The 22,644-nt window shown below is 43.0% G+C and carries 23 protein-coding genes and 1 tRNA gene; 16 read left to right on the top strand and 8 right to left on the bottom strand.

Annotated features, from left to right (window positions below; all coding sequences use genetic code 11):
• Position 1: 1 nt before the first annotated feature.
• Both KH180_RS10580 and KH180_RS10575 read left to right on the top strand, forming a co-directional pair.
• On the top strand, positions 2-1,048 hold the full coding sequence (locus KH180_RS10580) for a zinc-dependent alcohol dehydrogenase (RefSeq protein ID WP_290760074.1): 1,047 nt from the start codon (positions 2-4) through the stop codon (positions 1,046-1,048).
• Between the two features lie 256 nt (positions 1,049-1,304).
• Complete coding sequence (locus tag KH180_RS10575; RefSeq protein WP_290760072.1) at positions 1,305-1,928, top strand: hypothetical protein; 624 nt, start codon at positions 1,305-1,307, stop codon at positions 1,926-1,928.
• 66 nt (positions 1,929-1,994) lie between these two features.
• On the opposite strand, the gene KH180_RS10570 is transcribed toward KH180_RS10575, so the two are convergent.
• Together KH180_RS10570 and KH180_RS10565 are read right to left on the bottom strand one after the other, a co-directional pair.
• Positions 1,995-2,453: a DUF805 domain-containing protein gene (locus tag KH180_RS10570; RefSeq protein WP_290760070.1), complete on the bottom strand. Its 459-nt coding sequence runs from the start codon at positions 2,451-2,453 to the stop codon at positions 1,995-1,997.
• 90 nt (positions 2,454-2,543) lie between these two features.
• The gene (locus tag KH180_RS10565) at positions 2,544-3,545 is read right to left on the bottom strand and encodes a helix-turn-helix transcriptional regulator (protein WP_290760068.1); all 1,002 of its coding nucleotides are present in this window, start codon (positions 3,543-3,545) and stop codon (positions 2,544-2,546) included.
• 168 nt (positions 3,546-3,713) lie between these two features.
• Here KH180_RS10565 and KH180_RS10560 point away from each other — a divergent pair, with 168 nt between their 5' ends.
• Genes KH180_RS10560 through KH180_RS10540 form a run of 5 tightly spaced genes read left to right on the top strand, consistent with a single transcriptional unit; the run spans position 3,714 to position 8,698 of the window.
• Positions 3,714-4,676 (top strand): ABC transporter substrate-binding protein, encoded by a 963-nt coding sequence (locus tag KH180_RS10560; RefSeq protein WP_290760066.1) that lies wholly within the window; start codon positions 3,714-3,716, stop codon positions 4,674-4,676.
• Positions 4,669-5,652, top strand: coding sequence for a FecCD family ABC transporter permease (locus KH180_RS10555; RefSeq protein ID WP_290760064.1), 984 nt, complete (start codon positions 4,669-4,671; stop codon positions 5,650-5,652). The genes KH180_RS10560 and KH180_RS10555 overlap by 8 nt, the downstream gene beginning before the upstream one ends.
• Entirely contained in the window at positions 5,649-6,656 is a 1,008-nt protein-coding gene (locus KH180_RS10550; protein WP_290760062.1) for a FecCD family ABC transporter permease, read from the top strand. Before KH180_RS10555 ends, KH180_RS10550 begins: the two co-directional genes overlap by 4 nt.
• Before the next feature lie 9 nt (positions 6,657-6,665).
• The gene (locus KH180_RS10545) at positions 6,666-7,454 is read left to right on the top strand and encodes an ABC transporter ATP-binding protein (protein WP_290760060.1); all 789 of its coding nucleotides are present in this window, start codon (positions 6,666-6,668) and stop codon (positions 7,452-7,454) included.
• An 8-nt stretch (positions 7,455-7,462) separates the two neighbouring features.
• Positions 7,463-8,698 (top strand): MFS transporter, encoded by a 1,236-nt coding sequence (locus KH180_RS10540; protein WP_290760057.1) that lies wholly within the window; start codon positions 7,463-7,465, stop codon positions 8,696-8,698.
• Positions 8,699-8,750: 52 nt separating this feature from the next.
• On the opposite strand, the gene KH180_RS10535 is transcribed toward KH180_RS10540, so the two are convergent.
• Positions 8,751-9,716, bottom strand: coding sequence for a sugar-binding transcriptional regulator (locus KH180_RS10535; protein ID WP_290760055.1), 966 nt, complete (start codon positions 9,714-9,716; stop codon positions 8,751-8,753).
• Between the two features lie 284 nt (positions 9,717-10,000).
• On the opposite strand from KH180_RS10535, the gene KH180_RS10530 reads away from it, so the two are divergent.
• The 6 genes from KH180_RS10530 (at position 10,001) to KH180_RS10505 (ending at position 16,348) form a co-directional block, all read left to right on the top strand.
• The gene (locus KH180_RS10530; protein ID WP_290760053.1) at positions 10,001-12,415 is read left to right on the top strand and encodes a glycyl radical protein; all 2,415 of its coding nucleotides are present in this window, start codon (positions 10,001-10,003) and stop codon (positions 12,413-12,415) included.
• Between the two features lie 16 nt (positions 12,416-12,431).
• Positions 12,432-13,346: a glycyl-radical enzyme activating protein gene (locus KH180_RS10525; RefSeq protein WP_290760051.1), complete on the top strand. Its 915-nt coding sequence runs from the start codon at positions 12,432-12,434 to the stop codon at positions 13,344-13,346.
• A gap of 32 nt (positions 13,347-13,378) precedes the next feature.
• A complete protein-coding gene (gene rbsK / locus KH180_RS10520) occupies positions 13,379-14,293 on the top strand; it encodes a ribokinase (RefSeq protein ID WP_290760049.1) in 915 nt (304 codons plus the stop codon).
• A 15-nt stretch (positions 14,294-14,308) separates the two neighbouring features.
• The gene (gene rpe, locus KH180_RS10515) at positions 14,309-14,956 is read left to right on the top strand and encodes a ribulose-phosphate 3-epimerase (RefSeq protein ID WP_290760047.1); all 648 of its coding nucleotides are present in this window, start codon (positions 14,309-14,311) and stop codon (positions 14,954-14,956) included.
• Between the two features lie 34 nt (positions 14,957-14,990).
• Positions 14,991-16,127, top strand: a complete 1,137-nt coding sequence (locus KH180_RS10510) for a PTS transporter subunit EIIC (protein WP_290760045.1) — start codon at positions 14,991-14,993, stop codon at positions 16,125-16,127.
• Positions 16,128-16,277: 150 nt separating this feature from the next.
• Positions 16,278-16,348: transfer RNA gene (locus KH180_RS10505), tRNA-Gly, on the top strand.
• 76 nt (positions 16,349-16,424) lie between these two features.
• Here the strand turns inward: KH180_RS10505 and KH180_RS10500 are convergent.
• Together KH180_RS10500 and KH180_RS10495 are read right to left on the bottom strand one after the other, a co-directional pair.
• Positions 16,425-17,381, bottom strand: a complete 957-nt coding sequence (locus tag KH180_RS10500) for a serine aminopeptidase domain-containing protein (RefSeq protein ID WP_290760043.1) — start codon at positions 17,379-17,381, stop codon at positions 16,425-16,427.
• 200 nt (positions 17,382-17,581) lie between these two features.
• On the bottom strand, positions 17,582-18,055 hold the full coding sequence (locus KH180_RS10495; protein ID WP_290760041.1) for a Crp/Fnr family transcriptional regulator: 474 nt from the start codon (positions 18,053-18,055) through the stop codon (positions 17,582-17,584).
• Between the two features lie 230 nt (positions 18,056-18,285).
• Here KH180_RS10495 and KH180_RS10490 point away from each other — a divergent pair, with 230 nt between their 5' ends.
• The 3 genes from KH180_RS10490 to KH180_RS10480 all read left to right on the top strand — a co-directional run bounded on the left by KH180_RS10490 (position 18,286) and on the right by KH180_RS10480 (position 20,643).
• Positions 18,286-19,188, top strand: a complete 903-nt coding sequence (locus tag KH180_RS10490) for a hypothetical protein (RefSeq protein ID WP_290760039.1) — start codon at positions 18,286-18,288, stop codon at positions 19,186-19,188.
• A gap of 8 nt (positions 19,189-19,196) precedes the next feature.
• A complete protein-coding gene (locus tag KH180_RS10485) occupies positions 19,197-19,463 on the top strand; it encodes a helix-turn-helix domain-containing protein (RefSeq protein WP_290760037.1) in 267 nt (88 codons plus the stop codon).
• Between the two features lie 109 nt (positions 19,464-19,572).
• Entirely contained in the window at positions 19,573-20,643 is a 1,071-nt protein-coding gene (locus KH180_RS10480) for a helix-turn-helix domain-containing protein (RefSeq protein ID WP_290760035.1), read from the top strand.
• A 33-nt stretch (positions 20,644-20,676) separates the two neighbouring features.
• On the opposite strand, the gene srlE is transcribed toward KH180_RS10480, so the two are convergent.
• The 3 genes from srlE to KH180_RS10465 are packed head-to-tail and all read right to left on the bottom strand — an operon-like array spanning position 20,677 to position 22,611.
• The gene (gene srlE, locus KH180_RS10475) at positions 20,677-21,669 is read right to left on the bottom strand and encodes a PTS glucitol/sorbitol transporter subunit IIB (RefSeq protein WP_290760033.1); all 993 of its coding nucleotides are present in this window, start codon (positions 21,667-21,669) and stop codon (positions 20,677-20,679) included.
• On the bottom strand, positions 21,666-22,199 hold the full coding sequence (srlA, locus tag KH180_RS10470) for a PTS glucitol/sorbitol transporter subunit IIC (protein ID WP_290760031.1): 534 nt from the start codon (positions 22,197-22,199) through the stop codon (positions 21,666-21,668). Before srlA ends, srlE begins: the two co-directional genes overlap by 4 nt.
• 13 nt (positions 22,200-22,212) lie before the next feature.
• Positions 22,213-22,611, bottom strand: coding sequence for a transcriptional regulator GutM (locus KH180_RS10465; protein ID WP_290760029.1), 399 nt, complete (start codon positions 22,609-22,611; stop codon positions 22,213-22,215).
• Positions 22,612-22,644: the final 33 nt, after the last annotated feature.

The following is a 22,644-nucleotide window of genomic DNA, read 5'->3' as shown; positions in this document are numbered from 1 at the left end:
TTTGAGCAAAAAAATGAAAACGGCAGTATTTACGGACATAAAACAGGTAGAAATCCAGGAATGCGAAAGACCGTCGGCATCCGGAAATAAGATTTTGATCAAAGTCGATGCAGCGGCAGTCTGCACTTGGGAACAGAGGGTTTATACAGGAGTAAATAAAGTAGAATTCCCATTCATCGGAGGACACGAAATCGCAGGACATATTGAAGAACTGGGGGATGAGGTCAACCGGGATGAGTGGAGCATTGGCGATAAAGTTGTGGCAGGGGTAACGCTTCCGTGCAGGAACTGTTATTACTGTAAGACTGGAAATGAACAGAGCTGTGAACATTTCGACCATAGTGCACATCTTCCGGGACTTCCGCACAAGGGGATGGGGGGATTCAGCGAATACCTTCTGGTCCCGCCGGACTGTCTGTTTAAATACAGTGATGTCTCACCGGAAGAAGCGTGCATCATAGAGCCTGTGTCCTGTGTGGTACACAGTGTAGAGACGGCTCAGGTAAGCATGGGAGACAATATACTGGTCATTGGCTGCGGAATTATGGGTCTGCTGCACACAGCCATCTGTACAAAAAGAGGAGCTAAAGTCATTGTATCCGATGTTAATGAAGAAAGACTAAAGCTTGCCGAAACTCTTGGAGCTAAGGCGGTGATCAACCCGGCTAAGGATAATTTGGAACAGAAGATAAAAGAAGTGACCGGAGGAATCAAAGCCCAGGTGGTTTTTGACACAACACCGATACCGGCCGTTGTAGAAGATACATTTCAGTGTGTCAGCAATGCAGGGAAAATAGTACTTTACAGTTCTATTCATCCGGCAGAGCCGGTTCCGTTTGATCCGAATTGGGTACATGGAAAATCCATTCAGATTCTTGGAACAGCTAACTCTAATGACCGGGATTTTATGAGAGCGGCCCAGATGGTATCCGGGGGCGTCATTGACTTAAAACCATTCATCAGCGGCGTATATCCGGCAGAAAACATTAAAGATGCTTTGGAATCAGCAGTCCAGGGGGATAAATTCCGAAATATTATCACGTTTTAATGATTATAGTAACACCTGATAGTTTTTCTCCACAGAAAAACAAATGTTAAAAGGAGACAGCGATTGCCCTCGCTGTCTCCTGATTTTTTGAAGGGTATGTGGAAGTTAAAAATACAGGATAAATAAATATACTTTTTGACAGGTCCAATGCAGTACAAAATCAGTTATAAGGCATACAAACTGAGAAATTTGTGTTAATATATAACTATATTTATCATAAAATTCTATTGGCAGCGGATTTGAAAGGAGTATGCTTATGAAGAAACTGGAGCGGTTGTTCAGTGTGGTGCTGATTTTATGCCTTTCACTTAGTTTGGGAGGAAGATTAGTGAAAGCTGCAGCAGATGGGAAAAAACAGGATTATTATCAGAAGTATCAAAAGATATGTGAAGAAGTGAACCAGGAAACCAAACAAAGTATTTCCTTATTGCCTTTAAAAGAAATAAAAGATGAAGATTTTATGGATCCGGCGGCCTTTGAAAAGACAATAAAAGATATATCGAAAGCTGAATTCCATAATGTTGCCGCTGCCGGAAATATTTTAAAGGATCCTTGTTCGTTGAGCGGAAAGTTTAGTAAAACCAAGTCCTTTACAGTCAAAGTAAATGACACGAAGTCTGTTGAGATAGAATGTAAGATAACCGGAACATATTATTACGATAAAACTCTGAAAAGATGTTTCTTTGGCAAAGTTAATAAACTTGGATATACTGTTTTAGGAGGAAACTGGGAAAATCGCGGATATGTACAAGATTTTATTGACGGAAGCAGAACTGCTTGTATTGAGATGCAGGGGAAAGCTGTAGCCGGAAGCAATTATTCAAAAAAGTTCAGCAGAGCATTGGAATTCTATTGTACACAAGAAGGTAAAATCAAATAAATAAAATTTTAATATTTCCAGCGGGAGCATTCTGTCTTAAAGACAGAATGCTCCCGCTGGTTTTGATTAATCATTATCCGGTATACCATAGCGGTTTGCTCCTTCTGTTCCGGTCTTTACAAACAGAATAAGAAAATAAACAGCTACAACCAGGGTTATAAGTCCCAATACCAAAGTTACAAGTCCGAACCCGCCGGCAGTAGTGCTGCCCGAATTCAGTAATAAGGATACGGTTGTCATAGTAGCACTTGCTATAAATAAAATCATTGGGACATACATAAGTATGATCCACCATCCAGGTCGGTCCAGGTCGTGCAGGCGCCGAACACACAGTGATATAGATGGAATGAAAACTGCCAGAGACCACAATGTCTGAAGGGCCTCTATATCCAGCATTCCTGCTATGAAGCCAACCAGAAATGTAACAATAAACTGTGCTAAGATAGCCCACCAGTAGTTCCCGCGGGATGTCCTTCCTTTAAAATCAAAATAATGTTTCCAATATGCTTTATAAGCGTTAATCATTTTTTAGTCCTCCTTTTTCTTGCGTGTAACAAAAGATGAAATTTTCCTTTCCTAAAATATTATAGAAATAAATCAAAGAAATTTCAACAATTACTGTGATCTGCGGTATTCCAGCGGACTTACGCCAAAATGATTTTTGAATTTTTTAGAAAAATTGCCGCTGTACAGATAGCCTGTCTTTTTTGCAATATCGCTGACTGAAAGATCGGTGGTTGAGAGAAGGCCGGCAGCCATAGCCATTCTCAGGCTGTTGGTATATTCACCGATGGTCATATGATATTGTTTTGCAAATCCTGCCTTTAATTTCTGCTGATTTAAAAACACCATCTTACTCAGCTTTTCAATGGTAGGCGGATGGACCGCCTGTTCAGTCAGTATATCGTGTGCTTCCTGTATGGCATGAAGATCAGCAGCCGTGAGGCGGAACCAGCGGTCTGAACCAATCCTGACAGTCCCATAATCAATTTGGTGTGCAAACATATTGTCTTTTGGCTTTTTGATCTCCTCTGTCAAAAGGGCAAGACATTCAAGGACTTTGCTTTCCAAAAACAGGGGGGTTAAACGTCCGGATGCAGACAGACTGTTAAACTGGTGTATGACAGAGATCACAGGCGGAGGAAGGTAGCGGTACGTGTGATTTTGTTTAAAGTCCTTTAAAGACAAGACTTCCGGGAAAGTTTTTGAAACTACTTCATCAAGAAAAGCGCTGTGGACAGTGATTTCTGTTCCATGGAAATGCTGTCCCTTGTGCCATGCCTGTTTTCCTTTCAAATTTTTCTCTGCAACAAAGAAGGATGACGGCGAAAATGAAGATACCTGCTGGTTTTTTAACTGAAATTTTGTACGGCCTTCATATACGGTTCCGAACCGGATCAGGGGCTCAGGGTTGTCAAATTGAATCTGAAAATCCTTTGGCACTGTATAATCTGCAATTCCAAGCTCATAATAACCTGGACGGGAATAATACAGGAAACAGCCATTTTCAGGAGCCGATGTATTTTTATATAAGGTACAGTTTCCCTGAGTATACGGCTGGAAAGAAAGCTGTCTTAAAACTTCTTCACGAAAAGCTTTGCTGGATGTAACTGTCATAAGATTGAATCCTTTCGATTTTTATTCAATAAGATGTCAAATTAATTCAACTGAATGAATACAGGAGCTTTTCATTGAAAAGCGAATCAGATTTCGGTACAATACGTTGCGAGGTTGTTAGCTTAGGCTAACTAAAGATAGTATACACGAAGAAAGGATAGAAGTACAATGGGAAATCAAAAGTCAAAATTTATAACCATCATTTTTGTTCTGGCTGCTGTGGCAGCAGTGCTGGCAGGCTGTGCAGGCAGGGAGGACAAACAGGCTGAAAAAGAAAAAGATAAAACGGTTACTGTCACAGATGCAAAAGGAAAGGTAGAGATACCTGCCAATCCTAAGAGAATCGTTGATATCAGCGGCAACAGTGATATCCTGTCTGTTCTTGGCTATTCTGTAATAGGAACTGCAAATTCAGATGCCTATGATTATACAAAGTTTCCGGCATATTTGGAAAAGAAATTAAAGGGAGCAGAAATCTTAGGCTACAGTATGCAGGATAAAATGGATGTTGAAAAAATTCTGGCATTAAAACCGGACCTTATTATTATTTCCTCTGTTCAGGAAAAAATGTATCAGCAGCTGTCCAAGGCTGCTCCGACGGTTATGCTGAAGCTGGCACAGACAGACTGGAAGGAAGACGTGCAGGCGGTGGCAAAGATTATGCAGAAAGAGGACAAGGCCGGGAAATGGCTTGCGTCTTATGAAAAAAAGGCTGCAGAAAAAGGAAAAGAGATAAAGAAAACCTACGGAGAAAATAAAAGCTATCTTTCAATTCTTGCCAGCGGAGGACAGATCTTTGTCTATGATAAGGCAGGAATCGGAAGTATCTTATATGAAGATATGGGGTTAAAACGTCCGAAGGGGCTGCCGAAGCAGAAAGATATCAGTCTTCCGGTTGTTTCCTATGAAGGATTGGCATCTATTGAAGCAGATTATATTCTTGCTGTTGGTACGAAAGATGATATGGAAGCTCTAAACAAAAATTCTGTGTGGAAAGAGCTTCCGGCTGTAAAGCAGGGTCATGTAACGGAACTTCCGGCCAGCCCATACTTTAACCAGGGATACAGCTCCATCGGACGGCTCGCATTTTTAGATGAAATGAACAGCCTGATGGGGAAGATGAATGAATAAGAAGGTTTCTGTTTTTCTGATACTTTCTGCAGTTCTGTTAACCGCGGGAATGCTGCTGGCTGTTTGTTTAGGAGCAAAAAGGCTGCCGTTTGATACGGTGGCTTCCGCACTTTTAAAAGGAGGGGACTCACTGGAGATTAAACTGGTGCGGGACGTGAGGCTTCCAAGAACAGCAGCAGCTGCACTGACCGGAGGTATGCTGGCTTTGGCCGGAGCCGTCATGCAGGGAGTTACCAGAAACCCTCTGGCAGAGCCGTCCATTATGGGCATGACACAGGGAGCTTCCCTGGCGGTGGCAGCGGCAAGTGTTCTTCCGGCGGTTTCAGGATTATTCAGTATTACTGCCGCCGCACTTTTGGGAGCTTTTTTAGGAGGCATTCTTGTGCTTGGCTTCTGTTTAAGAACATCAAAATTAACTATCTCAAGGCTTTTGCTGGCGGGAACAGCTTTAGGGACATTTTTTCTGTCCCTGTCTTCTTTGATCGGCATCCTTGGGAATCGTTCGCAGGAGCTTGCTTTTTGGGCAGCAGGCGGATTTAAATCAGTCACATGGGCACATGTGGCGATGCTGGTCCCGATGGGGGTTTTTGCCTTGATCCTGTCCTGTTTTCTGGCAGGACGCATGAATGTTTTAAGCCTTGGGGATGAGGCAGCTGTGGGTCTGGGAGTGAGTCCGGCCAAAGTCAGGCTTATTTCCATTCTTCTTTTGATTCCTATTTGTGCAGTATGTGCAGCCAGTGCAGGAAATATTGCTTTCGTGGGTTTGATTATCCCTCATATGGTCAGAAAAATGTTTTGTCATGATTACAGAAGCCTGCTGCCGCTGTCATTTTTGGGCGGCAGTGTTTTGATGGTATGGGCGGATCTGGCAGCACGTTTAGCCAACCAGCCCTATGAAACACCGGTTGGACTTTTCACTTCCATCATCGGAGTCCCTGTGTTTTTGTGGATGATCAGAAAGGAGACAAGCAGATGAAAAAAAGAAGACGGATGGCAGCCATCCTGCTTACTGCTTCACTGCTGGCTGTTTTTGTGGGAGCACTGATGTACGGAAGCTATTCGATGACAGCAGGTGATGTCTTAAGAACTCTTTTTGGAAAAGGGGACGGGATGCAGAATATTGCTGTTTTTGACCTGAGGCTTCCAAGGGCAGTGACGGCAATTCTTGTGGGAGCAGCCCTTTCTGTCTCCGGCTGTATTCTGCAGAGTGTTACAAAAAATGAGCTGGCGGAGCCCGGCATCATCGGAATCAATGCGGGAGCAGCTATGGCCGTGGTGCTTCTGGTATCTGCACAGAATTCGGTCTATTATTCGGCAATAGGCATGCAGACAGTCTTACTGATGCCTGTTGCAGCGGCAGCGGGAGCTTTTATCAGTTTCTTATGCATTTATTTTCTGGCCAGGGAAAATGGAAGTGTGAAGCCTGTAAAAATGATCCTGGCAGGTATAGGGGTAAATACTGGGATCAATGCACTCATCACACTTTACCAGCTGAATATGTCCAAGGGAGACTATAACCAGGCTCTGGCATGGATCGGGGGAAGTCTTTGGGGAAGCAGCTGGATATATGCGGCTGTGACAGCGCCAATTATTCTGATACTGACAGGTGTGGTTTTTTATAAAAACAGAATTCTGGATGTCATGGATCTGGGGGATGAAATGGCCGTGGGTTTGGGGGTCAGCGCAGAGCGTGAGAGGAAGGTTCTTCTGGTGCTTGCTGTATGTCTGGCAGCCTGTGCCACTTCCGTAGCCGGGAATATTGCATTTGCAGGGCTGATCGGACCGCATCTGGCGAAACGCCTTGTAGGACCGGTCCACCGGCGCCAGATCCCTGCTGCTGCATGTATAAGCAGTATTCTGGTTTTAGGCGCGGATACACTGGCAAGGACTCTGTTTTCTCCGCTGGAAATACCGGCGGGCATTATGATTTCTCTGGTCGGAGTGCCGTATTTTATTTATCTGCTGATGAAGGAAAGGTAAAGGTTAAGAATGGAACAGCAAAAGATCCAAGTACGGAATATTACGGTTTCCTATGAAAAGACGATCGTAATACCAAAACTGAATCTGAATATTCCGGAAGGAAAGATTACCGTTGTGGTGGGAGCTAACGGATGCGGAAAATCTACCATGATCAAAACTGTGGCGGGGATACTCAGGCCTGATAAAGGGGAGATCCTGATTAACGGAAATCAGATCAGGAAACAGGCTCCTAAGGAGACTGCAAAACAGATGGCAGTCCTGCCCCAAAGTCCTCAGGTACCCGAGGGGCTTTTAGTGAAAGAGCTGGTGGCCTACGGCAGATTTCCATACCAGAAGCCTGTCGGGGGACTGTCTGAACATGACCATCAGGTCATACGCTGGGCTATGGAAGCCACAGGGATCGAAGAATTGAAAGACAGAAGGGCGGACTTTCTTTCCGGAGGCCAGAGACAGCGGGCATTTATTGCCATGGCCCTGGCACAGGAAACGGAGATTCTTATTTTGGATGAACCTACGACCTATCTTGACATGTCCCACCAGCTGGAAATTTTGTCTCTCCTTAAGGAATTAAACCAAAAGAACGGCACAACCATTGTGATGGTGATACATGAAATTAATCATGCCTCCAGATTTGCAGATCATATTATCGGAATGAAGGAAGGGAATATGGTATTTGAGGGTGCCCCGGCGGATGTTATAACAGAAGAGAATTTAAAGCAGCTCTATGGTATTCGGGCAAAGCTTGCCATGAGCGAGTGCGGATCATATCCTGTCTGTACTGAGTATGAATTGGAATGAGCAGAGCAGTGAATAAGAAGAATTTCAGGATGATTGCAGCAGGGCAGCTGATCTCTCTGCTCGGAAGTGCTGTGCAGCGGTTCAGCATGTCCCTCTATGTTCTGGATCTGACAGGAAGCCCTGGTCTGTTTTCTGCGATTCTTGCTGTCTCGATGCTGCCTTATGTGCTTCTTGCCCCTGCGGCCGGGAAAATAACAGATTCCTTCTCCAAAAAGAAAGTGATGATCTTTACAGACCTGTTCAGCGCCGCAGTTATCAGCTGTTATGCGGTCGTTTTGTTTTCAGGGAATGACCGTCCGGCTGTCATTGCGGTGACGATGATCCTTTTGTCTGCAGCAAGTACTGTATACGCACCGGCAGTGACGGCTTCCATACCTCTGGTTGTGCCGGACGGACAGCTTTATAGGGCCAATGGCATCATTCAGCAGATTGGGTCGGCTGCCAATTTTGCAGGACCGGTCGTTGCCGGGATGCTCTATGGTTTCTTTGGAATCCGCTGGATTGTTCTGCTGAATGGAATCAGTTTTTTTGCGTCAGCATTGATGGAAACCTGCCTCAGCATGCAGGAAGAGATAAAAAGATCTGAAAATAAGCCGGCCCTTCTGGGAAGTGTGAAGGAAATGCATCAGGGATTTTTGTACTTAAAAAAATCCAGGCCGGTGGTATTAAAAATGATAGTCTCCTATGGCCTGTCAAATCTGTTTATTGTTCCGGTTTTTTCTGTGGCAGCGCCTCACTTCATTAAAAACGTACTGGGACTTTCATCTGAAATCTATGGTACTGTGGAAGGAATTACTGTGCTTGGAATGATTTCAGGAGGTATGCTGATCAGCATATGTCCCAAATATTTTTCTATGGAGAACATCCACAGGGTACTTTATCTGATGCCGGCTGCTTTCTTCCTTATGTGTTTTGCCGGCATTCTTTCTCAAAGTCCTTTCGTAAACTTATCAGCCTTTGCAGCAGGGGGATTTACAGTTATGCTTTCCCTGGGGCTTTCAAATGTCATTTCTTTGACCTATATGCAGCAGGCAGTCCCCGGGGATATGCTTGGAAAAACCAGTGCCTTTTCTACGGCGGCAGCCACAGCTACTATCCCGCCGGGACAGATTCTATTTGGGCAGATTTTAGAAGTGGGGCTTACGGTGCCGATGGTGTTTCTTTTTGTATCTGCGGCGAGCTTTGGAACTGCAGCGTTTGTGAAACATGCTGTGAAAAAAATTAAAGTCAGCAAAGCCCATTGAAGCAATATGTTTTATGGAGCTTTGCTGACTTTAATAAAGTTCATACGGGCCATCAGATGCCTAAATGTTCTGCCATCTCCATAACACTGATCATAGTGTTTTGGTCTGTAATTAACGTATCTAAATATCCTCCATTTAATGCGCCGAGAATTGAGGCAACCTTATGGTTTCCATTGGCAATGCCCACCACGTTCTTATGCTGCCTGATCTCATCTATGCTCACTTTAATAAATCTGTCACAGAGAGGATTTCTGCATATCTGGCCATATATATCATAGAAGTTAGAGCAAATATCCCCACATACATTATTGTTCTTCAGTTCTTTAACAATTTCCATATCATAACGCATATCCGTAATATTAGAGGATGTGTTCGGTGTTGGCCCCAAACCAACGAGCGTTAAATCAGAATCTTTTGTTTTCTCCACAATGGAAGTGAAGGAACTGTCATTCATGATCGTTTGTGCTGCTTCTGATGTATCACACATAAAGGGAGCGTTCATAACATAACCGGTACCTTTATATTTTTTTAGAAGATTCTGTGCAATTGTGTTTGGCTGCATCTGCATGCCAATCGTTCCCTGGGCTCCCACCAGCGTATAAACTTCAATGTTTCTGATAAAATTGCTGCCTTTTAAATAATCCACAAGAAGTTCCAATGTTGCTCCCCAGGTTAAGGAGATTTTAATACCGTCAAACATCATATGATCCACTAATCTGGCGGCTGCATATGCCACATCATGATGGCTGCCTGACACAGAAGGAACGATATGAATGTCTTTTAAAGAAAACTTTTCTTTTATCATCTCTTCTAATTCTAAAATTCCGGTAATGTTATCCTGATCGATAATATCAATTCGGACGATTCCGTCAGATAACGCCTCTTCCAATAATTTATTGAGAGTAACTCTGGATATGTTTAAAATATCAGCTATTTCTGAAAGCTTCTTGTTTTTTTTGTAATAATAATAAGCAGCTTTTACCTTTAAGTCATGCTTATAATCTTGTGATAATGCCATATTAAACTCCTGTAAAATCAGAACATAGATTGTGTAACTGTCAGTTTAACAATACTACTTCCGCATAATTAGTGTCAACAATATTTCAAAATGTCAATGAAAGCAGACTGATTGCTTTTGAAAAAACGTAAACTAATTTACAAAATTATAATTTGTACCCGATATATAAATAAAAAGAATACAGATATTTCTGAAATTGCATTGATTTCTTGTTTATTGCGTGATAATATACATTTGTAAACTGATTTACAAATATCACATTCAAAGAAGGAGATGGGAAGCTTATGTATCAAAAATGTACTCTGACGGATCAGCAATTAAAAAGAATACGCTGCTTAAAGGATGAATCTATTTCTGTCGAACAAAAGGTCTGCGTTCAAAGAGCCAGGTATCTTACAGAAGCCTACAAGGCATATGTTTCAGAACCAATGATCAAAAGACGGGCATACGCCTTTAAGAACATTTTGGAGAAAATAGATTTATTTATTGAGGAAGGCCAGTTATTGGCCGGAAATCAGGCAGCATCTCTTCGGGCAGCTTCTATTTTCCCTGAATATTGTGTGGACTGGATTTTTGAAGAGATTGATGAACTTGCACAACGTCCTGGAGACCGTTTTTTGGTCGATAAAGAAGTCCGGGAGGAACTTTTAGAAATTGCAGAATGGTGGAAGGGCAAAACATTAGAAGACCGGTGCAGGGCCACACTTCCGGAAGAAGTAAAAAATACCTATGAGTTAAAAGTTCTTTCTGCAAGCGGGAATATGACATCCGGGGATGGGCATATTATGCTGGATTTTGAAAAGATTTTAACAGTGGGGGCTCAGGGAATCATTGATGAGACAAAGGCTCATTTAGCATCCTTAGATCTGACTGTTCCCCAAAACCATCATAAGCGGATTTTCTATGAGGCAGTCATCACTGCATATGAAGGAATGATTGACTATGCACACAGGTATGCAGAGCTTGCTGCGCATATGGCCGGGGAAGAAACGGATGCTGACCGAAAAGCAGAACTTCTGAAAATCTCTGAAAACTGCAGGAGGGTTCCTCAGTATCCGGCCGGTACATTTTATGAAGCTGTGCAGTGTGTATGGTTCGCCCATCTCTTATCTCAGATCGAAAGTAACGGACATTCAATGTCATTCGGGCGTTTAGACCAATATTTGTATCCATACTATAAAAAAGACCTGGATGAAGGCAGATTAACCCAGGGACAGGCAGAGGAACTGCTTGCATGTTTATGGGTGAAGGCGTTTGGCGTTGTGAAGATACGGCCATGGGAACATACAAGATTTTCCGGCGGCGATCCCACCTATCAAAATCTTACTCTGGGAGGCATTACGCCGGAAGGAGATGACGCAGTCAATGATCTCACAATGGTTTGTCTGGATAGTGTTAGTCTGACAAGATTAACCCAGCCAAATGTTTCTGCCCGCTATCATGAAAAAAATCCAGAAGAATATTTAATGAAATGTGCAGAGATTATTAAACTGGGGTTTGGCATGCCGGCAATGCACGGCGACCATGTTATGATTCCTTCTCTTATAAACCGCGGGGTAGACCCGAAAGACGCCAATAATTATGCAATTGTCGGATGTATTGAACCAATTGTTCCTGGGAAATTCGGATATCGAAGCGCAGGAATGAGCTTTACAAACTTTGCAAAAATCCTGGAAATTGCTATGAACGGCGGCAATGATTTAAGAACGGGACGAAATCTTTTAAAGCAGAATACAACATTTGCAGAGATGGACAGTATGGAGGAACTTAAGGCTGCTTATGACAGGCAAATGGAATATGTTGTGAAAATGCGTGTTATAGGAGAGCATTGTATTGATTATGCAATAGAAGATATTGTTCCGGATGCCTTCTGTTCCGGATTAGTACAAGACTGCCTTGCCCGCGGCAAAACTGCGAAGGAAGGCGGAAGTATTTATGACATGGTCACTGGTCCCGAAACAGGGATTACAAATGCTGCAAATAGTCTGGCAGCTGTCAGGAAGCTTGTTTTTGAAGAAAAAAGGCTTACTCCATCAGAATTGTTAAAATATCTTCACAGTAATTTTGAGGGTAAGGACGGAGAAAATATCTGCCGTATGCTTCTAAACCGGGCTCCTAAGTTTGGAAATGACGATGATTATGTAGATGAGATCAGTGCTGAAATTTACTTGGATTTTATGAAAGAACAAGAAAAATATCCTACGGCACGTGTCGGAAGAGGGCCTGTTGGCTGTCTCAGTTATCCGTGTACAGCAACAATTTCCGGAAACGTTCCTCAGGGGGCTCCGGTCGGTGCAACTCCGGACGGAAGAAAAGCCGGCGAACCGTTATCAGAAGGGTGTTCGCCGTATCACGGAACCGACAGGATGGGGCCTACCGCTGTGCTGAATTCAGTTGCTAAAATGCCAAACCATTTGATTACAGGGGGCAATCTTTTAAACATCCGCCTGGCGCCTTCTGTTATGTCAACGGAAGACGGACAGAAAAAAGTAGTCAATATGATACGTACATTTTTTATGCTGGACGGATGGCATGTACAGTTTAATGTTACTTCCACAGAAACTCTTTTGGATGCAAAAAAGCATCCGGAGAATTATAAAGATTTAGTTGTCCGCGTAGCCGGATACAGTGCTTTATTTAATGACCTTGAAGAGAAAACAAAAGATGACATTATTGCACGTACAGAACATGAACTTTAAAAACAGGGAGACAATTTTGAAAAGTAAAAAAACAGGGATCATTACAGAGATAGAGAGATATGCCATAAAGGACGGGCCGGGGATCCGGACAGTCGTGTTTTTCAAAGGATGTCCGCTTCAATGCAGGTGGTGTGCAAATCCTGAGACACAAAAAACCGCCTGTCAGTTAATGTATTGGAAGACCAGGTGCTTAGGATGTAAAAAGTGCATTGATACATGTCCTGAATGCGCACTTTCATTTGGAGCCGGAGGAGTCGAGATCGACCGGGATAAGTGCAGCCTGTGCGGACAGTGTGCGGATGTGTGCAACAGCCAGGCATTGACAACGGCTGGAGAGAACAGATCTGTGGATGAAATCATGGAAGTTATTTTAAAAGATAAAATTTATTATCAGACATCTGGAGGCGGAGTGACTTTTTCAGGAGGGGAAGCGGCCAGCCAGGGAGATTTTCTTTGTGAATTAGCAAAAGCATGTAAAGAACATCAAATATCTTCCTGTATTGAAACTTGCGGTTATGCAGCATGGGAGACTTACAAAAAGATACTGCCGTACATTGATTGCTTTTTCTATGATTTGAAAATCATGGATGAGGAAGAACACAAACGATTTACTGGAGTCTCCAACAGGCTGATATTGGATAACTTCTGCAGACTGATTGAGGCCGGAACCGAGGTGACCGTTCGAATTCCTGTCATCCCCGGGGTTAACAATACGGATGAAAATATAAACAACACAATTAGTTTTCTCATGAAGAATGCACCGGATTGTCAGATCAGCCTGCTTCCGTATCACAGATTGGGGGTGGCTAAGTACGAAAAGCTTGACCAGAAGTACAGTTTGGGAGAAATTCTTCCGCCGTCAGATGAGGAAATAAAGGTTATAGAACAGCGTTTTAAGGAGAAAGGGTTTTATGTAACTGTCGGAGAGTAAAAAATTTAGTTTGCTAAAACGGAGGTACGATCATGATTTTAGGAATTGGAACTATTAATTTGGACTATATCATTAACTGCAGGAAACTGCCAAAACCCAAAGAGAGTATTTTTAGTGAAAATGTAACAAAAATGCTGGGCGGAAAAGGTGCAAACCAGATTGTTGCTGCCGGACGCCTTGGTGCGGAAACGATGTTTATCAGTATGGTTGGAGAAAATGATTCGAATAATGAAATTCTTTTCAATGACTTAAAGTGGGCGGGTGTAAACACAGATTATATTGGTAAAGCACCGGCTATGTCCAGTGGTTCTGCCTATGTTATGGTAGAAGATTCCGGACAGAATGCCATTATTATTAATGTAGCCGCTAATGCCGCAATAACAAGGGATGTGATTGATAAGAACATACACTGCTTTGAGGCCGCAGATGTGGTTATGACAGAATTCTCCGTACCGATGGAAACCTGTGAATATGCTATGAAGACTGCAAAAGAAATGGGCTGCAGTACAATTGTGAATCCGGCTCCATATGCAGAAATTTCAGATGATTTTTACCGCAATATAGATATTATTACACCGAATGAAATGGAAGCTGCCGGCTTTTGTAAATTTCCGGTTACAGATGAGAAAAGTGCATCGAAAGCAAGTGCATTTTTCCATGAGAAAGGTGTAAAGAATGTTGTAATTACTATGGGACATTTAGGGGCTTTTGTCTCTGACGGGACCAGGCAGGTGATGATTCCGTCTTATAAAGTTGATGCCGTTGATACCAGCGGTGCAGGGGATTCATTTAATGGAGGATTCGCCTATGCATATTCGAAGAAAAAAGATATTTTTGCGGCCGCTGAATTTGCCAATGCGGTTGCTTCATTAAGCGTACAGAAAAGGGGAACTGCACAATCCATGCCGACACTGTCAGAGGTTGAAAATGTTCTGGGATTACAATAAATACGGAGGGAATTTATGGTGAAAATATCAGCTTCTATTTTGGCATGTGACCATACAAAAATAGGAGAACAAGTGCTGGAAGCGGAAAAAGCAGGTGCAGACATTATACATATAGATGTCATGGACGGAGTATACGTTGAAAACGTAACCTTTGGACCTCAGCTTGTTTCAGATTTAAAAAAGATTACCAGGCTTCCGCTGTCCGTACATTTTGAATTGCTGCGGCCTGAGAATTTTTTTAGTATTTTTCAGCGGGCAGGAGCTGATTATGTAACATTTCAGTTAGATGCCTGCCCTAATCCTATCCATCTGCTGCGGGAGATCAGAAAAACAGGAGTAAAAGCGGGGATTGGAATTGGGCCGGCATACGGGGTGGAGAGTTTAAGATATCTTCTTCATCATGTGGACGGGATCATATTAATGAGTGCAGAGCCTGGATATGGAGGACAGCCTTTTGAAGATTCGATATATCAAAAACTTGAACGTCTCCATGAGATCATGGATCAGGAGGTATGCCATATTCCGATTAGTGTTGACGGCGGTGTGAACGAACTTACAGGCTGTGAACTTGTAGATGCAGGGGCCGATGTTTTAATTGCCGGCAGTTCGATTTTTCAAACTGGCTCTATTGCCAACTCTGTGAAACGGTTAAAGAATCTATAAAATTGAAGTCAATTTAAGAAGGGAAAGGTGGATTATGAGCAATGTAACTGATGGAACCAACGTGAAAACCTCTGAAAAAATATCTTTTGGAGCAAAAATAATTGATATTGTTGTAGCAATTTTTGTACCGCTTCTTCCTGTTTTTGCAGGATCAGGAATTTTGAGAGGAATGCTGCTGCTTGCTGTAAATGCAGGTATTCTCTCCGATGCCGGCAGTACATATGCAGTTCTCTATGCAGCATCGTCTGCGGTATTTACATTTCTGCCGTTTCTATTGGCGGTTACAACAGCCAAGAAATTTGGCGCAAGCCCTTTTATATCCATGCTGATCATTGGTGCGCTGATGATGCCGGAATATGCGGCGCTTATGACAAACGGTGCGGGGACAATGTCAAGTTTTATGGGAATCCCGATGCTGACACTTGAGTACACAGGCCAAATTATTTCTCCAATTGCTGCAGTGATAGTACAGTCATATTTAGAAAAATTTTTAAATAAGCATATTCCGGAAAGTCTGAAAATGATACTTGTACCTGCTGTTTCTCTCGTGATCATGGTGCCATTGACCGCATTGGTATTTGGGCCGGCAGGTTATATTATTTCTACAAATATTGGTGCATTTACTCTTTGGCTGACGGACTTAAATGGATGGGTTTCCGGAGCGGTTGTTGCCCTGTTTTGGAATGTAATGATTATGTTCGGACTTCATTGGGCAATCAATACTATGGTTATCATTCCTGAACTTGGGAAAACAGGGAACTCAATGCTGATGGCAGTCACAAGTGCCTGCAACTTTGCAATGGCCGGAGCTTGTTTTGGAGTGTGGCTGCGGACAAAAAATAAGGACCTTAAAAGTTATTCTATGTCTTCTATTGTCTCCGTTGCAATATCAGGCATCGTTGAGCCGGCACTCTATGGGGTTGCACTGCAGTATAAACGGCCGCTGATCGCAGGTTCTCTGGCAAGTGCAATTACAGGTGCATTTTTAGGGGGATTTGGTGTTTTGGGACACGCGTTCATTTTTGGTTCAGTTACATGCATCCCGGCTTTTATAGGCAGCACATTTCCTCTTTATATCGCAGGACTTGTGATTGCATTTGTAACTGGCGCGATTTTAACAATTCTTATTGGATGGGATGATTCCATACCATTTGAGGCAAAGGAAGTTTAATCAGGCCCGCATCATAAAAGAAGTCAAATGCCAGCCGACTGTGATGCAGTTGACTGGCATTTCGGCACTGTATAAAACTTTTATAGAAATTTTAAAAAAGTTCTTGCATTTTATTTTTAGGTTTGCTATACTATCACTTGTCTGAAAGATGCGGGTGTAGTTCAATGGTAGAACTCCAGCCTTCCAAGCTGATCACGTGGGTTCGATTCCCATCACCCGCTTTCATAGAAAACTGTCTGTATTTACAGGCAGTTTTTTTGTTTTTCACAGATCCGGCTAAAGATATTGAAGAAAAACTCATTCACGATGAATCGTTTTCAGCTGTTCTTTCAAAAAACTTAAAATATGGTTTTGCAGGTCTTCCAGTGCCTCTTTTTCAATCGGGTAGTGAGAGCCGTTTTGAAGCACTTTTTTTGTTACAGGTACCCTTTTTATCCTGTCAAGAAAAGTATCACTTAAATACTGCGGTGTCCAGCCGTCTTTTTGCGGCTGTGTCAGAAGAACCGGGCAGACTGTAAAATCCTCCGGCTCAATATCCGGCGTATATGTTATATAACTGTGCAGAAATTTCATTGTAACCTTATTGCCGGCCGAAGTTGGATCGTCCATCATAATTTTCAGACATTCCTTGTTATTGACAAGGGTTTTCATCTTTGACGGTATGCTCATTTTTATCTTAAATCCTCCAAATCCGGCTGCACAGGAAAGCTTTGCAAGAAAGGCGCCTGTAATCCCCCAAAATTTATTGCTGGCTGTCGTCAGCTGAACCTGTTTTTCTCTCTGATCGAGAAAGGTCATGCCGATAATACCTTTTACCTTTCCATTTTCAGCAGCTATATGATAAGTTTCCATACCGCCGGCAGAGAGCCCGTACAGAAAAACAGGACGGCTATCCTTTTTCAGTTCTTCATCAACCAGACTGCTTCCGCATTGTACCCAGTCATCGTATGTAATCTGCATTTTTGGATTTACTTCTGTCATTCCATAAACAGGCATATCGGCCATAATCGTTTCAAAACCATTTTTGGCCAGCGGTCCTCCCACAATCATAGAAATCTGCCGGCCGTTTGTTCCCACACCATGGAAACAGATAATTTTTGCTCTGGCATCCGGATTACGAAAAGTATCAAGATGTATATTGTTTCCTTTCCAGTTCCAATGTTCTTCCTGCGGCTTATAATCTGAGTTAAATTCATATTCCTTTGGTAAAAAAGATTCAATCTCTTTCCATGATTTTTGATTTTTATACAGCACTGTACATTCCTCCAATTCCATCAGGGTAAATAATGATTATCTGACTGAAATTTTATTCTGGACGGAGAAATTATGCATTAACAAATGTTAATTTATAAATGATGGCGGATTCTGCTGAGAGATTCCTTTTTGATCCCCAGATAGGATGCAATCATGTTTTGAGGGACTCTTTCTTCAATACTGCCGTACATTTCTTTAAACTAGAGGTACCGTTCTTTGGCAGGCATATTCTGAAAGCTGTACTCACGGTGCATTTTATAAATTACGGTCTGCTCCAGCATTTTTATATAGATCATCGACAAAGTATTGTCAGAAAGAATAATATCCTTAAATCTTTCTGCTTCAAAACGGAGGCATTTTAAGTTCTCCAGGGCCTCAAAAACCTCCAGACTTTCTGTGAGGAAAAGGCTTTCCCCCACTGCAAATTCGTCCTCAATTAAGAACCTTTTTGTTACATCATTGCCGTTTACATCAATATAATAGCTTCTTGCAGCGCCCTTTATAATGAGATAGAGATATTTTTGCTCCATCCCTATATCCTGTATTGTTGTTCCGGCAGGAAAATTAATTTCCTGAGCAATCATCACAATTTGATTCAGCTTTTCTTCACCAGGAGATAGATTATGGTCTTTAAAAATCTTGCTGATTATATTTTTCTTTTCTGCCTCTGTCATTGCCGCACTCCATTCACTTTCTTGTTATATTCCATAAAATTTTATTTATGATATAAGTATATCATGGCGGCAGGACGCCATCATTTCTTTTTGTCTTATTATATAGAAGTACCCATTTTATTAAGCATACGAAATCTAAAAAGTTCTTTTATTTTTGAGAAAGTGTGTTATAATTAAATCGTAAGTAGTAAGTAATAAGTAGTAAGTATCCGGGAGAGGAGTTGTTACTTATGGAGGAATATAAATTATCACAAAAGGCGGCACTTGCAGGCCTGAACACCCTGGAATCCAATCATAATACAACGGCAAAAAGTGCTGTGGTCCGGGGGATTGCTGCCCTTATGTCCCTGGAACCCATGCTTTCTGACATGGACGAGGGGCAGGCAGCAGGGTTTAAAGAATGCCTGAGCAAAATAATACAGGATGTAAAGAAGCTGGACAAAAGAAAGATTAAGAAGATTGAGAAAGAAACGGCAGGATTTTTAAAGGCAGAGGGTGTTCTGGAGGAGGTTCCGGCTCTGATTGCATGCGATATGAATTACGAAACTGCCGGAGTGAAGATTTTAGAATACCGAAGCAGTGAAACAGAGTACAGAAAAGTAGTAGAAAGCGTGCGTGCTGAGGTTTTGGACGCCGGGATGCCTTCTGTGGAAACTGTTTGTCTGCTGTGGATGTTCCGGGAATCCTGTCTGATGTCTGAGTTCTTTTCATCATCAGAACAGACAGAAGTAAAACAGCGGATCGGTGATATTTCAACACAGAATGAATGTTACCGGATTCTGTTTGAGGCAGAGTTCCACAGTGCATTGGGAAATTTCAGCACCGGATTTTTAAAGGCAAAGAAAAACCTGTTTCAAAATCCATACCTGGAAGGGGTAAATCTGCTGTTTCCGTTTCTGGAAAGAAGAAGTGCTGTTTTTATTGACATGGTAGTTCTTGGTTCAACGGTGGCAGGCCGGAGGGAAGCAGTTCTTTGCTATTTAGCCGAACGGGGCCATTATGCAGAGGAAGTCAAAAACGGAAGCGAGACTCTGCTGCGCATAGACAACAGCTATTACAGAATTTTTCCTACAACAAAGGCAGTGTATAAATTACCGGTACAGGGCATAACCCTGGTTCCGGCTTATCAATAGGTGATGCCATGTCCAGACAGAGAAGTATGGATAAGATTCTCTCATCCGAGTATGTGACAATAGGGGAGCTGGTCCGCCTGACCGGATGCCGTTACAGCACATTAAAATATTATACGGAGGAAGGGCTCCTTTTGTTTGAACAGGAGGAAGAGAATTTAACGCGCAGATACCGGAGAGAAGAGAGCACTGCAAGGATAGAAAAAATAAAGAAGCTTAAAGATGCTGGAAACACAATTTCAGAAATTAAAAATATTTTACAAAAGGAAGGCCGCTGAGGCCTTCCTTTTAACTGCCGGTTAAGTTTCATGAGGAAAAATAAAAAAGGATTCAATTGTCCGCGGCCTGAAGGATTGATACAATGAAATCAGAAAAGGAGACAGGCATATGAAGATCAATAAGACAATCCGGGAACTTAGAATAAAAAAAGGAATGACGCAGGAGCAGATGGCATCGCTTCTTGGCGTATCTGCACCCGCCGTGAATAAGTGGGAAAAAGCGGTATCCTATCCGGATATTACTCTGCTTCCGGCACTGGCACGGTTACTGGATACAGATTTGAACAGGCTCCTGTCTTTTAAAGAGGAACCTACATCTGAGGAAATCATAAAGTTTTTAAACGATTTGGCAGAGGATGCATCCTGCAATAGTGCGGAACATGCATTTCATATGGGAATGGAAAAGGTGCGGGCATATCCGAACTGTGATCTCCTGGTTTTGCATGTTGCCATTGCACTGGAGGGGATTTTAGGTCTGTATTCCTATGACGAATGCGCTGCTTTTCTGGATGATATTGAAAAACTGTATGAACGGACAGCACAGAGTACAGACCCAGAGATCAGAGACAGGTCACGTACCCTGCTGATCTATAAATATATAGACAGGGAAGAATATGAGAGGGCGGAAAGACTTCTGGAAGAGATTCCGGAGGAGCCTGTGATGGATAAAAAACAGGTTCAAACGAAGCTGCTGATGAAACAGGAACGCTGGGATGAGGCGGCATACGTTCTGGAGAGAAAGCTTGTGATGAGATTAAGTGATATTCAGGCAGTTTTATTGGACTTAATGATCATAGCACTGAAAGAACACAGAAATAGAGATGCAGATGAGATTGCGGATATATCAGAAAAGGCGGTGCAGCTGTTCGGGCTGTGGGACTATGGGGCTTATTCAGTGCCGCTTCAGCTTGCATTTACAAGGAAAGATACAGAGCAGTGTATAAAAATATTGAAGAACATGATTCCTGCAGCCCTTAAAAACTGGGAACCGGGAAAGACACCTTTGTATAAACGTATAGCAGCAAGAGCAGGCACAAAAAATTTGGGGAACACTATCCTTCCAAAGTTATTAAGGCTATTTGAAGATCCTGAAAATAAGGAATTTGAATTTCTTCAGAAAGAACCGGAGTTTCAGCAGCTTTTGGCAGAGTGGAAAAAACATTCAAACTGTTTGCAGTAAAACAGTTTGAATGTTTTTTTGTCTATTTCTGATTTAACTGTAAAGTCCAAAGCTTAACAGATAAGCTACGAGCACAGCAGCAGGTCCGGTTACAAGTCTTGTAAAGAGCATAGCCGGTACACCGGCGCTTACCGTTTCGTCTTCTGCCTCAGCCAGTGTCAGTGCAACCGGTACAAAGTCACATCCTACCTGAGAATTAATGGCAAACAGTGCAGGAAGGGAATAAGCGATCGGGATTGTGCCTTTTCCGATCTCTACGCCGAGGAGTACGCCGACTACCTGGGCAATGACTGCGCCGGGTCCTAAAACCGGGGACAGAAACGGGATGGCACAGAAGACAGACAGTCCTAAGAGTCCCGGAAGACTTCCGGCCAGCGGTTTAATGGCATTGGCAAGGAGATCACCGATTCCCGTATAATTGATAATTCCCACCATGATGCTGACAAAGATCATAAACGGAAGTATATTTTTCAGGACAATATCCAGGGTATCCCGGCCTGCCTGATAGAAGACATTGACGATACTTCCGATTCCCCGGCCCATACTTGTGATAAAGTTAAAAAACTTATTGCCGCCGGGATCTGTTGTTTCTTTTGCTTCGGCAGCAGGAGCTTCAGGAGCTGTCTGTTCTGTCTTCTCAGGTTCACAGGATACGGCCCCGCCGTTTAAGGAGATGCAGTCCAGGGTAGTGCCGGAGACAAAGTTATCTTCTTTTATGTATTTGCTGAGAGGTCCTGACGGAGAGATTGGGTGGATATCAATGGTCTTAACACCCATTTTCGGGTAAACGCCGCAGCGCAGTGTTCCGCCGCAGTCCACCACTGCGATAATGATCGTGTCGGGTTCCACTTTATTGTTAAATGCATCTACCACAGGGACACCCAGAAGGTCCGCAATCTTTTCGGCCAGTGGATGGATAGAGCCTCCGGTGACAGAAGCAACAACTTTTCGGGTTTCTGTCTCATAGACAGTCAATGGTCCGCCCCATCCGCTGGAGCCTTTTGTAATCGTTACAGCTGGTTTCATTTTGCAGCACCTCCTTTATTTCTTGCCATGATTTTTTTCGTGAGAAACTCTGTGGCATTGCCGCGGATAAATATAACAATGACACCGGCCAGCAGATACCGCACAGCCAAAGGCATGGTGGAATAACCAAGCTTTGTAATGCCGGCAGCGATACCGGTCCAGACAAAAAGTTCCCCTGCATTGCCGTGAGGAAACAGGCCTGTTATAGGGTGGGCAAAAGAGAAGCAGGCATCAATGAAAGCAGGCTTTTGGTCTTCCTCCACGAACCGCCCCATGGTATAGCACATAGGGTTGGTAAGGAAAAACAAAGAGATCACCGGAAGCAGAGTGTAGCGCAGCAGGCGGAAACGTGTCAGCTTTTTAGAAAAGTTCATGACCCGGTCTTCCCCAACCAGTGTGATGACCGCATTGATACAGGTGAGCAAAATCAGCAGATTCGGAAGGATTCCGGTGATCAGTCCCATCAGGTTTTCTCCTCCGGCAGAGACAATTCCGGTAAATCCCTCGGCCAGTTTTACAAATACATTCATAAGTTCATCCTCCTTAACATGGACAGACAGCAGTTTTTCGTTTTTCAGCAATTTGTTTCAAGGCTGATGCATAAGCGGCTTTCTCATTTTTCTTCTTCATCAAAGCTTTTGCATCTTTGGCAGAACATCCGATGAAGCCTTTTTTCTGATGAAATTTTGAAAACACAGTCCGCCCTTTCATTTCATAGTAATCTACAATTTCCTCCGAATGGTTCACCACCACCAGTACAATCACGCCCGGGCGGAAGGCAAGGCCGGATTTTGCAAAACCGGCAGCCAGGATATTCGGGGTGTGTCGGCAGGCCTTTTTCAGATCTTCGATTGACTGGTACATGCGTTTGATCTGAAACCAGCCTAAGGCTGCCTGAGCTGTCATTGTGACCATCAGAATCCCAAGAACATAAGTAATCATAAAGCGGTTAGCACCTCCTTGATATGAATAGGT

Origin of the sequence: Anaerostipes sp. (assembly GCF_018381315.1) — a bacterium.
Lineage (GTDB): Bacteria > Bacillota > Clostridia > Lachnospirales > Lachnospiraceae > Anaerostipes.
The sequence above is the reverse complement of the archived record's forward strand: the minus strand, read 5'-3'. Positions and strand labels throughout refer to the sequence as shown.